General features: G+C 42.9%; 14 protein-coding genes. 9 read left to right on the forward strand and 5 right to left on the reverse strand.

Going from position 1 to position 15,148, the window contains the following annotated elements; genetic code table 11:
- Positions 1-184: 184 nt before the first annotated feature.
- The 9 genes from ndk to der all read left to right on the forward strand — a co-directional run bounded on the left by ndk (position 185) and on the right by der (position 9,676).
- A complete protein-coding gene (ndk, locus tag PSI15_RS12225; protein WP_273583767.1) occupies positions 185-613 on the forward strand; it encodes a nucleoside-diphosphate kinase in 429 nt (142 codons plus the stop codon).
- A gap of 333 nt (positions 614-946) precedes the next feature.
- The gene (locus PSI15_RS12230; RefSeq protein WP_045971719.1) at positions 947-2,125 is read left to right on the forward strand and encodes a bifunctional tRNA (adenosine(37)-C2)-methyltransferase TrmG/ribosomal RNA large subunit methyltransferase RlmN; all 1,179 of its coding nucleotides are present in this window, start codon (positions 947-949) and stop codon (positions 2,123-2,125) included.
- Between the two features lie 71 nt (positions 2,126-2,196).
- Positions 2,197-2,616 (forward strand): tetratricopeptide repeat protein, encoded by a 420-nt coding sequence (locus PSI15_RS12235; RefSeq protein ID WP_045971716.1) that lies wholly within the window; start codon positions 2,197-2,199, stop codon positions 2,614-2,616.
- A gap of 116 nt (positions 2,617-2,732) precedes the next feature.
- Positions 2,733-3,701 carry a cytoskeleton protein RodZ gene (gene rodZ, locus PSI15_RS12240; RefSeq protein WP_273583768.1) on the forward strand — a complete coding sequence of 323 codons (969 nt, stop codon included), beginning with the start codon at positions 2,733-2,735 and terminating at the stop codon, positions 3,699-3,701.
- Positions 3,702-3,791: 90 nt separating this feature from the next.
- Positions 3,792-4,913, forward strand: a complete 1,122-nt coding sequence (ispG, locus tag PSI15_RS12245; protein ID WP_273583769.1) for a flavodoxin-dependent (E)-4-hydroxy-3-methylbut-2-enyl-diphosphate synthase — start codon at positions 3,792-3,794, stop codon at positions 4,911-4,913.
- A 44-nt stretch (positions 4,914-4,957) separates the two neighbouring features.
- Positions 4,958-6,235, forward strand: coding sequence for a histidine--tRNA ligase (hisS, locus tag PSI15_RS12250; protein ID WP_273583770.1), 1,278 nt, complete (start codon positions 4,958-4,960; stop codon positions 6,233-6,235).
- Positions 6,236-6,249: 14 nt separating this feature from the next.
- Positions 6,250-6,870 (forward strand): YfgM family protein, encoded by a 621-nt coding sequence (locus tag PSI15_RS12255; RefSeq protein ID WP_273583771.1) that lies wholly within the window; start codon positions 6,250-6,252, stop codon positions 6,868-6,870.
- Between the two features lie 16 nt (positions 6,871-6,886).
- Positions 6,887-8,059, forward strand: a complete 1,173-nt coding sequence (gene bamB, locus PSI15_RS12260; RefSeq protein WP_273583772.1) for an outer membrane protein assembly factor BamB — start codon at positions 6,887-6,889, stop codon at positions 8,057-8,059.
- A 126-nt stretch (positions 8,060-8,185) separates the two neighbouring features.
- The gene (gene der, locus PSI15_RS12265; protein WP_273583773.1) at positions 8,186-9,676 is read left to right on the forward strand and encodes a ribosome biogenesis GTPase Der; all 1,491 of its coding nucleotides are present in this window, start codon (positions 8,186-8,188) and stop codon (positions 9,674-9,676) included.
- A 439-nt stretch (positions 9,677-10,115) separates the two neighbouring features.
- Here der and PSI15_RS12270 read toward each other — a convergent pair whose 3' ends face one another.
- From PSI15_RS12270 to PSI15_RS12290, 5 genes are all read right to left on the reverse strand, one after another.
- On the reverse strand, positions 10,116-10,352 hold the full coding sequence (locus PSI15_RS12270; RefSeq protein ID WP_045971702.1) for a protealysin propeptide domain-containing protein: 237 nt from the start codon (positions 10,350-10,352) through the stop codon (positions 10,116-10,118).
- A gap of 305 nt (positions 10,353-10,657) precedes the next feature.
- Positions 10,658-11,716, reverse strand: coding sequence for a M4 family metallopeptidase (locus PSI15_RS12275; protein ID WP_273583774.1), 1,059 nt, complete (start codon positions 11,714-11,716; stop codon positions 10,658-10,660).
- 233 nt (positions 11,717-11,949) lie between these two features.
- Positions 11,950-13,011: a M4 family metallopeptidase gene (locus PSI15_RS12280; RefSeq protein WP_273583775.1), complete on the reverse strand. Its 1,062-nt coding sequence runs from the start codon at positions 13,009-13,011 to the stop codon at positions 11,950-11,952.
- Between the two features lie 223 nt (positions 13,012-13,234).
- The gene (hemF, locus tag PSI15_RS12285) at positions 13,235-14,143 is read right to left on the reverse strand and encodes an oxygen-dependent coproporphyrinogen oxidase (protein ID WP_273583776.1); all 909 of its coding nucleotides are present in this window, start codon (positions 14,141-14,143) and stop codon (positions 13,235-13,237) included.
- A gap of 357 nt (positions 14,144-14,500) precedes the next feature.
- The gene (locus tag PSI15_RS12290) at positions 14,501-14,764 is read right to left on the reverse strand and encodes a helix-turn-helix domain-containing protein (protein WP_273583777.1); all 264 of its coding nucleotides are present in this window, start codon (positions 14,762-14,764) and stop codon (positions 14,501-14,503) included.
- Between the last annotated feature and the right edge of the window lie 384 nt (positions 14,765-15,148).

A 15,148-nucleotide genomic window follows, 5' to 3' on the forward strand; every position in this document is an offset into this window, starting at 1 on the left:
ACTTTCATCGTGTATAACGGCGCGAAAATGTGATTTATGCTAAAAAATGATAATTTTCGCTAAGAAAGCTTTAATAAAATGTTATGTTTTTTGTAGGCAAGCCGAAACTCTCCCCCTATAATCAACGCCTATTTTTATCCCTGCCATAGACAGGGTAAAGTTTCAGCGCCAAAGAGGTTACCTAATGACAATTGAACGTACTTTTTCCATTATTAAACCCAATGCAGTGAAAAAAGATGTTATCGGTTCTATTTATGCCCGCTTTGAAAGCGCCGGGTTTAAAATTATTGCCGCTAAAATGCTGCATTTAACTCGCGAACAAGCAGAAGGTTTTTATGCTGAACACCAAGGCCGTCCTTTCTTTGATGGTCTGGTGGCGTTTATGACCTCTGACCCGATTATGGTACAAGTTCTGGAAGGTGAAAATGCCGTTCAACGTCACCGTGATCTGATGGGGGCGACTAATCCTGATAATGCACTGGCCGGCACTCTGCGTGCAGACTATGCAGACAGTTTTACTGAAAATGCGGTACACGGTTCAGACTCTATTGAATCAGCAAACCGTGAAATTGCTTACTTTTTTAGTGATGAGGAAATCTTTCCTCGTTTTTAAGATTATTGGCTGCATATACTCGTTGTACTTCAACATGTTTTTATTATCTCCCCGCGTTGTGGGGGAGATAATAAGCGATTTTCGTTTTGCAAACCGCAACTTGAAGTTTATAGGGTATAAGTAGCATATAAACAGTAAAGTTTGTACAATGATGCGCCCCCTGATTTGATTCAGCGGGGCGTTTATTATTTTATTTCAATGTTCATTTAATATGGTTTGAATTCTGTCTTGCTAAAAAAGAATGATCATTGAATTGGCAGTCACCGCATGAAAACTTAGTGCTGACATCCGATCAGCATAGAGCCGAAAGTGTAACAACGAGGCGATGTAACAATGTCCCAACTTAACGAAACCGTACCACCTTCAACCTCCGCCGTCTCCGTCACGCCTGAAAAGAAAAACGGTAAAATCAATCTGCTCGATCTTAACCGTAAACAGATGCGTCAATTTTTTGTCGATATGGGCGAAAAACCGTTCCGTGCCGATCAGGTCATGAAATGGATTTACCATTATTGCTATGACGATTTTGAGCAGATGACCGATATCAACAAAGTGCTCAGGGCGAAATTGCAACAAGTTGCTGAAATCAGGGCACCGGAAGTTGCCGAAGAGCAACGCTCTTCTGATGGCACCATCAAATGGGCGATTACGGTCGGTGATCAACAGGTTGAAACGGTTTATATCCCAGAAGATGATCGCGCGACACTGTGTGTTTCATCTCAGGTGGGATGTGCTTTAGAGTGTAAATTTTGTTCTACGGCTCAACAGGGTTTTAACCGTAACCTGCGAGTTTCGGAAATTATTGGTCAGGTCTGGCGTGCCGCCAAAATTATCGGTTCACTGAAATCCAGCGGCCGTCGTCCGATTACCAACGTGGTCATGATGGGAATGGGTGAGCCATTGCTCAATTTGAACCATGTTGTACCGGCAATGGAAATTATGATGGATGACTTCGGTTTTGGCCTGTCAAAACGTCGTGTGACCTTGTCAACGTCGGGTGTTGTTCCTGCCCTGGATAAACTGGGTGATATGATCGATGTTGCACTGGCCATTTCCTTACATGCACCGACTGACGATATTCGTGACGAAATTGTGCCCATTAACCGCAAGTACAATATTGAAGAGTTTCTGGCAGGCGTGCGTCGCTACCTGACAAAATCCAACGCGAATCAAGGGCGTGTTACGGTGGAGTATGTAATGCTTGATCATGTCAATGACAGCGTTGAGCAGGCGCATCAATTGGCCGAATGCCTGAAAGACACCCCAAGTAAAATCAACCTGATCCCGTGGAACCCGTTCCCCGGCGCACCTTATGGGCGCAGCTCGAACAGCCGGATCGATCGTTTTGCGAAGGTTCTGATGGGATATGGTTTTACCACCATCGTGCGTAAAACGCGGGGCGATGATATCGATGCGGCCTGTGGCCAGCTTGCCGGTGAAGTGATTGACAGAACAAAACGGACATTGAAAAAACGTCTGGCAGGTGAACCTATTCAGGTAAAAACAGTCTAATTTTTGGTTTAATCTTGATTAATGGCTAAAAATCTGGCGAAGTTTAACATATCCTTATAAATGAAAATGGTATGATACGGAAATCAATAATTTGGTCTATAGTTTGTCTTGGCCTGTTAACGGGGTGTGCAGAACGAACAGCACATCGCGCCCATCAGGTTGTTGCCATCGAGACACGATTGCAGTTAGGGAAAGCTTATTTAGCGGAACGGAATTTACCGGCCGCCAAATATCATTTTCAAAAAATCTTGCTGGCGGAGCCTCATCATTCAGAGGCACATCTCGGCATGGCACTGCATGAACAATATGCAGGTCGGCCGGAAACCGCCAGTCAGCATTATAGAATGGCTATGCAGTATGCGGCTAGAAATGATACCGTAGTACATCACTACGCTATTTTTCTTTGTGAACAAAAACAGTATGAAAAAGCTGAACAATTGATCAAGGAAAATAGGGAAGGCAATACCCGTCATTATCACTGTGATAGATGACTTTCTGCGTTCGACGCAGTAGTTAGATGATTTCGCTACGCAAGTTAAATGATAGGTTCTATTCATTAAATTTGCGTAAATTCTTTAACCCAGAACAGTACCAGTGTCCCTTGCTAATGAAGACTGAAATTTATCCAGAAGAAGCCAATCTGACAACAGGTCAGATCCTGCGTCAGGCTCGTGAAAAACATGAGCTTTCTCAGCAAACTGTGGCAGATCGCTTGTGTCTTAAACTGTCCACTGTTCGTGATATTGAAGAAGATAATATCCCGTCAAATATCTCTCCGACCTTCTTGCGTGGATATATTCGTGCCTATGCAAAATTGGTTCAAGTGCCTGAATCTGAAATCTTAATCACCTTGGATAAACAAATCCCCTCCAAGGCGATAAAAACGTCTCCCATGCAAAGTTTTTCAGCGGGGAAAAAACGCAAGAAGCGTGATGGTTGGTTAATGAAGATAACATGGGCTGTTATCATTGTGTTATTGGGAATGACAGTCCTGTGGTGGTGGCAAAACCATAAAGTACAACAAACCGAACTGTCTTCAATGGCCGCACAATCAAATACCCCGAATGCTCAGGTAACAACAGGTTCTGATGAAACCAGCGGAGCGGATAATATCTCTGCGCCCATTAAAGAAAATCAATCCGCAGCGGCTGCCCAAGGCGGTGTTTCCCAAGAGCAAACATCACCCGCAGTAAATGGCACCGGAGTCAACAGCAATACGCCAGAATCCTCCAGCGTGCCTGCAACAACAGAAAATGCGGCGGCTGCTAGTGCAGAGACGAATCAAGCGGTTGTGAGTCCGTCATCGACGGATGTCAATAGTATCAGCGCTGTGGATAACAATGAATTAGTGGTAGATTTCAGCGGTGAATGCTGGTTGGAAGTTAAAGATGCCAAAGGTAAGCTGCTGTTCAGCGGTATAAAAAAGAAAGGGGATAACCTAAAGCTTGTCGGTAACTTGCCTTACTCAGTGAATATTGGTGCACCTGCCAGAGTCAAAGTGCAGTTTCAGGGCAAACCTGTGGATCTGAGTGTCTTTATCAAGAAAGGCATCAACGCTAAACTGACACTGAAATAAACGTTTTAACTGTTTTGGCGGAATTATTCACCACAGCATGGTTGTAATTTTTATAAACAAAATACAGGGATGTAGGGGAGTAATGTAAAAATGCATAATGAATCACCGATAAAAAGACGTCAATCTACGCGTATTTATGTCGGTAAAGTACCCGTCGGGGATGGCGCTCCGATTGCAGTGCAATCAATGACTAACACACGGACAACTGATGTTGGGGCGACAGTCAATCAAATTCGGGCACTGGAGCGTGTCGGTGTTGATATCGTTCGGGTTTCTGTTCCAACAATGGATGCAGCCGAAGCATTCAAATCCATCAAACAGCAGGTCAATGTTCCCCTTGTTGCCGATATTCACTTCGATTACCGCATTGCATTAAAAGTCGCCGAATATGGTGTTGATTGTCTGCGCATCAATCCCGGCAATATCGGTAATGAAGAGCGTATCCGTCAGGTGGTGGATTGTGCCCGCCACCATAACATTCCTATTCGTATTGGAGTCAATGGGGGATCGCTGGAAAAAGATCTACAGGAAAAATATGGCGAACCCACACCAGAGGCGTTGGTTGAATCAGCGATGCGTCATGTGGATATTCTTGACCGCCTGAACTTTGACCAATTTAAGGTGAGCGTCAAGGCATCTGACGTTTTCTTGGCGGTGGGAGCATACCGTTTACTGGCGCAAAAAATCGATCAACCGCTACATCTGGGGATTACTGAAGCCGGCGGTGCCCGTGCCGGCGCAGTGAAATCTTCAATTGGCCTTGGCATTTTATTGTCAGAAGGTATTGGCGATACACTGCGTATTTCATTGGCTGCCGATCCGGTGGAAGAAGTTAAAGTCGGTTTTGATATTCTGAAAGCATTGCGTATTCGTTCAAGGGGCATTAATTTTATTGCCTGCCCAACGTGTTCACGCCAGGAATTTGACGTTATCGGTACAGTGAATGCGCTTGAGCAGCGTCTTGAAGATTTAATCACACCGATGGATGTTTCTATCATTGGTTGTGTTGTGAATGGCCCAGGAGAAGCCGAAGTTTCAACGCTTGGCGTAACGGGGGCGAAAACAAAAAGCGGCTTTTATGAAGATGGCCTTCGTCAAAAAGAGCGCCTTGACAATCACAATTTGATTGATCAACTTGAAGCGAAAATTCGGGCAAAGGCAGCTATCCTTGATGCCAATAACCGAATCAGTATCAATCAGCTTGATGAGTGATTGATAATCGACGGCATTGTATAAATATTAATAAGAGATAAAACGTGGCAAAAAATATCCCAGCTATTCGTGGCATGAATGACTGCCTTCCTGCTGAAACCGCCATCTGGCAACGAGTTGAATCTACGATCAAGCGTGTGCTGTCGGGTTATGGCTTTAGCGAAATTCGGACACCGATTGTAGAGCAGACCCCGTTATTCAAACGGGCAATTGGGGAAGTCACCGATGTTGTCGAAAAAGAGATGTATACCTTTGACGATCGTAATGGTGAAAGTTTGACCCTGCGCCCGGAAAATACCGCAGGCTGTGTCCGTGCCGGTATTCAGCATGGTCTGCTGTACAATCAGGAACAGCGCTTGTGGTATATCGGGCCGATGTTCCGTTATGAGCGCCCACAAAAAGGCCGCTACCGCCAATTTCACCAGTTAGGGGCGGAAGTGTTTGGCCTGCAAGGGCCGGATATTGATGCTGAACTCATTTTAATGACCGCACGTTGGTGGCGTGAACTCGGCATTGCTGATCACGTGACCCTGGAATTGAATTCCATTGGTTCACTGGAAGCCCGTGCCAATTATCGTGAAGCGCTGGTGGTATTCCTTGAACAACATAAAGAGAAGTTGGACGAGGATTGTCTGCGTCGCATGTATACCAACCCGTTGCGGGTATTGGACTCCAAAAACCCGGAAATTCAGCAACTCCTCAATGATGCCCCGGCGTTGTTTGATTATCTGGATGCTGAATCAAAAGATCACTTTGATGGATTGTGTCAGATACTGGATAGCGCGGGGATCAAATACCGCATCAACCAACGTCTGGTTCGCGGCCTTGATTACTACAACCGTACTGTTTTTGAATGGGTGACCTCCGCGCTGGGGGCGCAGGGAACCATCTGTGCCGGTGGTCGTTATGATGGCTTGGTTGAGCAATTGGGTGGTAAGGCAACGCCAGCCGTGGGTTTTGCTATGGGCATGGAACGTATGGTTCTGTTAGTGCAGGAAGTCAATCCTGACTTTGTTGCTGATCTGACCGTTGCTGATGTTTACCTCTCTTCCTTTGGTGCTGGCAGCCAGCAAGCCGCATTGATATTGGCGGAAAAAATCCGTGATCAATTGCCAGAATTGCGTCTGATGACCAATCACGGCGGCGGTAACTTTAAGAAACAGTTGACGCGTGCGGATAAACACGGTGCCAAAGTGGCCTTGATCCTGGGGGAAGATGAAATTCAGGCTGGCAATATTACAGTGAAAGATTTACGCAACGGTGAACAAGAAACATTGCCACAACAAGCAGTCGCAGCACGTTTGAGTGAACTGTTAGGTTAAGGAGAGAGACTCTAGTGCAAGTTTATACCACTGAAAATGAACAAATTGACGCGATAAAGCGTTTTTTCTCGACCAACGGTAAATACCTTGCCGTGGGTTTAGTACTGGGCATTGGTGCTTTGATTGGCTGGCGTTATTGGCAGACTCATCAAACCAACCAATTGCATGATACGGCGGCAACCTTTGAAGAGTTGAACAAATCGCTGGCGTCGGGGTCGAAAGAAGGTGTTGCTGCCGTAGGAAAATTCGCTAATGAAACGAATAATATCTACGGTGTCATGGCTGATCTGGAACTGGCCAGGCAGGCGGTTGCCCAAAATGATCTCGCCAGGGCAGAGAAAAATTTGCTGGCAGCATCCGGTAAAGCCAAAGATGAGAATATGCAGGCTCTCTCCAACCTTCGTCTGGCTCGCGTTCAATTAGCAGAAGGTAAAATAGAGGCTGCATTGAAAACACTGGCACTGGTCAAAGGTAAAGGATGGCAGGTTATGGTTGAGGATATCCGTGGGGATATTCTGGCTAAAAAAGGGGATATCGCGGGTGCACGTGCCGCCTATTCCACCGGGCTTGGGCTTGATGGCCCGCAGGAAATGAAAAATTTCATGAAAATCAAACTTAATAATTTATCCAACTAAGGGAGCCAACTTCATAATGCAACTGCGAAAAACACTCTTGGTTGGGCTGGTTGCTTCTGTTCTGCTGGCTGGTTGTTCAAGTGAACAGGATACGGTAACAATGTCACCGTTGCCGAAGGTTGAAAATCAATTCAAACCGCATATTGTTTGGGATAAATCAGTTGGGAGTGGCACTGGGCAGTATTATTCTCATTTATCACCGACCTGGCAGGGTTCAACCGTTTATGTTGCTGACCGTCAGGGAGTGATTAAAGCCTTTGATATCGACAGCGGCAAAGAGATGTGGGCAACAGATCTGTCAGAAAAAGCGGGTTTGCTGTCATCCCGCTTGCCGGCGCTGCTTTCTGGTGGTTTGACAGTATCGGGTGATCGCCTGTATGTCGGAACAGAAAGGGCAAAAGTTATTGCACTGGATACCGCGAACGGTAAGGTTGCCTGGGAATCAACGGTTGCCGGCGAAGCGTTGTCCCGCCCGGTCGTGAGTGATGCCCTTGTCTTGATTCACACTGGCAATGGGATGTTGCAGGCATTGAACGAAACTGACGGCAGTGTGGCTTGGTCGATTAACATGGATACACCGGCATTATCCGTTCGTGGTGAATCCGCGCCTGCCGTGGCCTATGGCGCCGCTATTGTTGGTGGTGACAATGGTCGCATCAGTGCTGTTCTGCTGTCTCAGGGGCAACTGATTTGGCAGCAGCGTATTTCTCAGGTCACCGGTTCTACCGAAATCGATCGCCTGAATGATGTCGATATGACGCCGGTCGTTTCTGACAATGTGATTTACGCCATTGCTTATAACGGCAATTTGGTGGCAATGGATATGCGTTCCGGGCAGATCATCTGGAAACGTGATCTCGGATCGGTGAATGATATGGTGGTCACTGACAGCAATATTTTCATTGTTGATCAAAACGACCATATTTTGTCCCTGCGTAAGAGTGATGGTGTGACATTATGGTCGCAAAATGATCTCTCACACCGTAACCTGACAGCCCCAGAAATGTATAATGGCTATCTGGTTGTTGGTGATGGGGAAGGTTACCTGCATTGGTTGAATATGTCTGATGGCAAGTTTGTGGCACAGCATAAGGTTGATGGTTCCGGCCTGCTGAGTCGCCCGGTTGTTGCCAGCGATAAACTGATGGTACAAGCGAAGGACGGGACGGTTTACCTGTATACCCGCTAATTCCAGAACGTGTTTTAACGCTGTATGTAATAATACAGTACTAACACAAAACTATACGGCCCCTGAACAGTAACAGGGGCCGTTTCGTCTTTATTAGTATCAAATCTAGTTATGAGGCATCAAAAAATGATACCTGTCGTTGCGCTGGTTGGGCGCCCCAATGTTGGAAAATCCACCTTATTTAACCGATTAACCCGAACCAGAGATGCGCTGGTTGCGGATTTCCCTGGCTTAACCCGTGATCGTAAATATGGACGGGCAGAGGTTGAAGGGCAGGAATTCATTATCATTGATACGGGCGGTATCGATGGTACGGAAGAGGGCGTAGAAACACATATGGCTACGCAATCTCTTATGGCCATAGAAGAGGCGGATATTGTCCTGTTTATGGTTGACGCCAGATCGGGGCTGATGCCTGCTGACCATGCGATTGCCAAGCACCTGCGTAGCCGTGAAAAAGCCACTTTTTTGGTGGCGAATAAAACTGATGGTATCGATATTGATACCTCGGTAGCTGAATTTTATTCACTGGGTCTGGGGGATATTTATTCCATCGCTGCTTCTCACGGCCGTGGTGTGACACAACTGATTGAGCGTGTGTTGTTGCCGTTTTCTGATAAAGAAGAGACGGAAGAAGTCGAATTAACCGAAGAAGAGGCTAACGCCGCTTATTGGGCAGAAATAGAACAGGTCGAATTGGACGCGGCTGAACAAGAAGAAGAGGAAGAAGCCTTTGATCCTAGCTCCTTGCCTCTGAAACTTGCGATTGTTGGCCGCCCCAATGTGGGTAAATCCACATTAACCAACCGCATTTTGGGTGAAGAGCGTGTTGTCGTTTATGATATGCCGGGTACAACCCGCGACAGCATCTATATTCCGATGGAGCGTGATGGCCGTGAATATATTTTGATTGATACCGCGGGCGTTCGTAAGCGCGGAAAAGTCACTGAAACCGTTGAAAAATTCTCCGTGATTAAAACGCTTCAGGCGATTGAAGATGCCAATGTGGTATTGCTGGTAGTGGATGCGCGTGAAGGTATTTCTGATCAAGATCTCTCCCTGCTTGGCTTTATTCTTAACAGTGGCCGTTCTCTGGTCATCGCCGTCAATAAATGGGATGGGATGAGTCAGGAAGATAAAGATCACGTTAAAGATATGCTTGATCTGCGTTTGGGCTTTGTTGATTTTGCCCGTGTTCATTTTATTTCTGCATTACATGGTAGTGGTGTTGGTAATTTATTTGAGTCAATTCTGGAAGCCTATGAAAGCGCAACCCGTCGCGTCAGCACTTCCTTATTGACCCGTATCATGCACATGGCAGAAGATGATCATCAGCCACCGATGATCCGCGGCCGCAGAGTGAAAATGAAATATGCCCATGCGGGGGGATATAATCCACCTATTGTGGTTATCCACGGTAACCAGGTGAGTGACTTACCGGATTCCTATAAGCGTTTCTTGATGAATTATTTCCGCCGTTCTTTGAAGGTAATGGGAACACCTATTCGTATCCAATTTAAAGAAGGGGCTAACCCTTATGCAGGTAAGAAAAATACCTTAACAGCAACTCAGCTCCGTAAACGTAAGCGTTTAATGGAACATCTGAAAAAACGTTAATCGTTAAAAAAAATACGGGTATAAATAAAGGGCTTTTTTAGCCCTTTATTATTTTAAATAATGAGCCAATGATTTTTTATTTGTTTCTGTTTCTAAAGAATAATTTAACTCTATAACGAGAAAGCATTTGGCAAATTTTTTAAGTTTATCAATAACTCTGTGATCAATGTTGTTATTGTATACCTAATTTTATTAATTTAAATTTTCTGCTTCTTGATTATCTCAAAGAGCATGTAAATCAGTGAGTAACGCTATGCTTTGGTTAAATCTGTTTTTAGCGTCTTGAGTACTCATGACTCATTTTATTGGTGCAATTTATTTTTAAACATAATTTTTCGTGAAACTATTTCCTTAAATCAAGGTTTTCTTAAAAGAAGATTTACTTAAAATAAGGTTTCCCTAGAACAAGATTTATTTAAAAGACCGTTTCCCAAAAAACTTATTTCCCTGAGAAGGGACAGCTCCCTTCTGGTTCAGACATTTTTTTATTTTTATATAATAAAGGATCATCTTCAGAATTTAAGGGTGCTTCTTTGGTTGATTGCTTCATTAGTTTATTTACATGATCTAATGTTTTCAATACATACTCTTTATCATTGGCATCACAGGTTTCTGCAATATACTCCAATAAATAGGGGGGGATTATATTTTGTTTTCTTACTTTATTGTTACACATAGTCGTGCCCTGTTTTGTATGTTGGTGTATATTTGGTCTACTGCAAATAGTAGCCAAACTAACCATGTTAGTCACTACTAAAAATGTAAATTTTTTATGGTATATACCCTATAAACTTCAAGTAGCAGCTCGCAAAACGAAAACAGCTTATTGTCTCCCTCGCCACGGGAAGATAATAAATGGATGTTGAAGTACGACGAGCATAGATATGCAGGCGTAAGGTGAGTAATTTGATGAAATAGAGGAGAGGAAAAAATAATTAAGACCGTCCCTGGTCTTTAATAATTAAACAGTCATGACTGCTGTTAGAGCAAGGTTCCGACTTGTTTCCATGAATGCGTCACGATCGCTGAAATTTTCTTACCAAATAGCGTCTTGGCATTATCAACAGTGAGTTGTGCAAAATCATTAAAACTGGCTTTATGGGATAATCGTTTATCCAATAACGTATTGTACCAAATTTTCCCGGCTTGCTCCCACGAATACCCGCCTAACTCTGTTGCTAATAAATAGAATGCCTTGTTGGGAATGCCAGAATATTTGTGAACACCGCCGTTATCATCTCTGACGGATAAATCTTGATATTGGTCCATATGGCCGACCTGATTATCTTTTGGGTTTGCCGTTCCGGGATTTTTGAATGAGCGTAAGGCAACATTAGGATCATTGTCTGGATTAAGTGCCGGGCCAAATAGCCCTTGGCCGATCAACCAATCAGATTCGTTGGACTTTTGATTGTTCGCGTATTGCTTCACCATAATGCCGAATACATCTGAGATCGATTCGTTCAATGCCCCCGATTGATAGGCATAATCAAGACTTGCTTCACTTTCAGTTACCCCATGAGTGAGTTCATGCGCAGTAATATCAATGCAGGATGTGAAACGATTAAAATAGGGAGCATAGCCATCACCGAAAACCATTTGATTGTTATCCCAAAATGCATTCATATAATTTTTTTGATAATGGACAGTAGCAACTAATTTAAGACCGTGGTTATCAATTGAATTACGGCCAAAAATTTCCTTGTAAAACTCATATGTTTTACCCAGATAGTTATAGGCTTCAGTGGCAGCGATATCATCGATCGTAGTCATACCTTCACTTAAAATTAATTTTTCCCCTGGATAGTGATCATGATATTTAGCATTATAAATCGTCCTGTTTAATTTGTTATCAAAACCTGGCTGATATCCATGAATTGAAATTTCCATTTCAGCAGGGTTGTTCATTAGATTATAAACATGATCTAATGTCTTTAGTATGTACGCTTTATCGATTTGGCCACAAATTTTAACAACATATTCTAATAAAGAGGGTGGAATAATACCGGATTTATTTAATTTGTCTTGATGGTTGCGCATAATAATACCCCGCTTTTTAGGTGCTATACATATTTTTATTTCTAGGGCCCTTAATTAATTATTAATCTAAATGATGATGTTTTCTACTTATGGAAGGTGTTTTTGTTGGATTTTTGCGTATTAACTTATAAATTATAATAAAGGGCCGTCCTTAACCCTTTATTATTTATTTTAGAATTATCTTAATGTTACTGATTAAAATGTAAATCAATATTTTATTAATATTAAATTAATTATTTTTTGGAAAGTAGAACGCCAACTTCTTCCCAACCATTACTCATAATGTCTGATGTTTGCTTGTTGAATAACTTCTCCGCATTATCAATCGTCAGTTTGGCGAAGTCCTCAAAATCGGCATCTGAAGACAGGCGCTTATCTAGTAGCGTTTCATACCAGATTTTTCCTGCTTTTTCCCAGGCATATCCTCCCAACTCCATCGCCACTAAATAAAATGCTCTGTTAGGAATCCCTGAGTATATATGAACTCCTCCATTATCAACGAAGAAGGGAAGATCTTCATATTGATCCATATGACCGACTTGTTTATCTCCGGAAAATGCTTTTCCGGGGTTAATAAAGGTACGTAAAGCAACCTCTGGCTTATTCTCTGGATTAAATTTTGGTCCCAGTAAACCTTGGCCTAACAACCAATTGGATTCATCAACGGTTTGGTTATTGACATACTGTTTTACCATAATGCCAAATACATCTGAGATGGATTCATTAAGTGCCCCAGATTGGTAGACATAATCCAGACTGGCTTCGCTTTCGACAACACCATGAGTCAACTCATGAGCGATAATATCAATGGCGGAGGTAAAACGATTGAAATACTTTCCATCACCATCACCAAATACCATTTGTTTTCTGGTCCAGAATGCGTTCAGATAATTTTTTCCATAATGTACTGTAGCAACTAACTTTATTCCTTTATTATCAAGAGAATTACGGCCAAATACTTTCTTATAGAATTCATGAGTCTTACCGATATACTCATAAGCCTCATTAACAGAAGTATCTGAACGCTCTGGCATACCTTCGCTGCGAGATAATTCTTCCCCAGGGAAATTCTCTTTATTTTTGGCATCATAGATAGTGCGATGCAGTTTATCACTCTCCTCTTTTTTCATTTCCTGTTGAGAAATCATTTCTTCAGCAGGCGCATTCATCAATTGATAAACATGATCTAATGTCTTTAATACATATTGATTAGTACATGTATCACAATCATCAGAGATATGCTCCAGAACAAATGGAGGAATTAAGCTGTATATGTTGATTTTATTATTGCTCATAATAATACCCTGTTTTGTTGTTAGATGTTGTATTCGTTTTTTTCAGGCCCGGATTGCATACTAGCTGTAATTAATAGGCGAGTCATTAGTGTGAGTATTGACTTTTTATGGCAGGGTATTGCTAATGAAAAATAACAAATGTTTTTATCAGTATTATGATAGATAACATTTCAACATTGCCGATTACTTCCTTACTCCTCGCAACGCGAGGAGTAAGGAACTCTCATACCCAATCTTTTTTTATCAGAAATGCAGTATATAATTCAGATTCAGGAGAATCGGCTTTTGGAGAATAACCATATTCCCAACGTACCAATGGGGGCATAGACATTAATATTGATTCAGTTCTTCCACCGCTTTGCAGGCCAAAGAGAGTTCCCCTGTCCCAAACAAGATTGAATTCAACATAGCGGCTTCGGCGATATAACTGGAACTGTCTTTCACGATCGCCCCAGGCAATATCTTTTCTTCGTTCTACAATAGGCAAATAGGCAGATAAAAATCCATTTCCGACAGCTTGCGTAAAAGTAAAGCAGGTATCAAAATCAGGCGTATTTAAATCATCATAAAATAAACCACCAATACCACGCGGTTCATTTCGGTGTTTAATAAAAAAGTAATCATCACACCATTTTTTATATTTGGGATAAATATCATCACCAAACGGTTGACATAAATTTTTGGCAACGGTATGCCAATGAATTGCATCTTCTTCGAAACCATAATAAGGCGTGAGATCAAAACCACCGCCAAACCACCATACAGGAGGCTCGCCCTCTTTTTCCGCAATAAAGAAACGCACATTGGCATGGCTAGTTGGGACATAGGGATTAATGGGATGAATGACCAGAGAAATCCCCATGGCCTGATAACTGCGTCCTGCTAATTCTGGACGATGAGCTGTGGCAGAAGCGGGCATTGAAGCCCCAGTGATATGTGAGAAGTTCACGCCAGCTTGTTCAAAAACCTTACCTTTGGTTAACACTCGGCTTCGTCCGCCACCCCCTTCTTCTCGTTGCCAGCCGTCTTCCATGAAGGTTGACTGACCATCAAGTTGTTCCAGTTGCTTGCAGAGGTGATCCTGTAATGAGAGGAAAAAATTTTTAACTTGATATATATTAGGTATATTCATAATTAAAGTATAACCATTTGATATTGTTTAAATAATTATTGTTTATAACGAGATTAACTTTTGTTTGTTTATACAATTGTTTATACATTGAACGCTGAACAAACCTATAAACAAAACATAAGATAAGAACAATGTGGAAGAAAAGAAAGAAGTAAGAGTGAATTTGTGATCAACAAAACGAGGTCAGTACGTTGAGCGTTCTGACTTTACGAGACAGGTTGCTACGAATTTCGGCGGGAGTTTTATTGAATGTTTGTAGTGACGGCTAACCCATTGTGCCACCTCATCAAAGCCAATAACACAGCGAGTAATTAGACGAGGTGACTATTTCCCTGATGTTTTTCGGTATTAGAATAATTATTTTGCTGATTTATTGCGAACTTTGCGCTCTATAAGATTACCGTTCATATCAAAATAACGGCTAGGCCAGATTTCAGATGGATGAATATTGAGATAATTAGCAACGATCCATTCCCCTTTAGGCCAAGGGCGTGATAACACATTTGCTAATGTAGAAGAACTGAGTCCCGCTTCACGGGAGACTGCGGCAAGCGTTGTACCACGTTTACGTAATGCAGCAATAATATCGGCTTGATGCCAGTCATTTCTAACGTTATTCATTCCTGCTACCCCTTCCATTAATTGAGAAAATTGATGGTGGTGATTCAAGGCAGGGTTCGCAGTACCGGGAGTCATCATCCGGCGAGGCCGAAGCCTCCCCCGCCTGAATCACCATTGAAAGGGCGATAGCAGACGCACTGGTAGAAACTTCCTACCAGTGGATGACTCTAAACAAGGCTGCGAAACCTTACCACTGGATTTTGCCAATGGCGGGAGTACTTTAACTAATTGTTTTATCGGGTTCAATAAGCGAATCAGTAAAAGCGATTACCTTTATTGCGTTATATGCTATTAAACAGCCCATATAAGCTGATACTCTTGCTACTCTGGATTCAAGCAAATATGACAGTCAGCCCAGTGCCAAAAGCGGACGGCTACTAGATG

It is taken from the genome of Xenorhabdus sp. PR6a, assembly GCF_028599065.1.
GTDB classification, from domain to species: Bacteria; Pseudomonadota; Gammaproteobacteria; order Enterobacterales; family Enterobacteriaceae; genus Xenorhabdus; species Xenorhabdus doucetiae.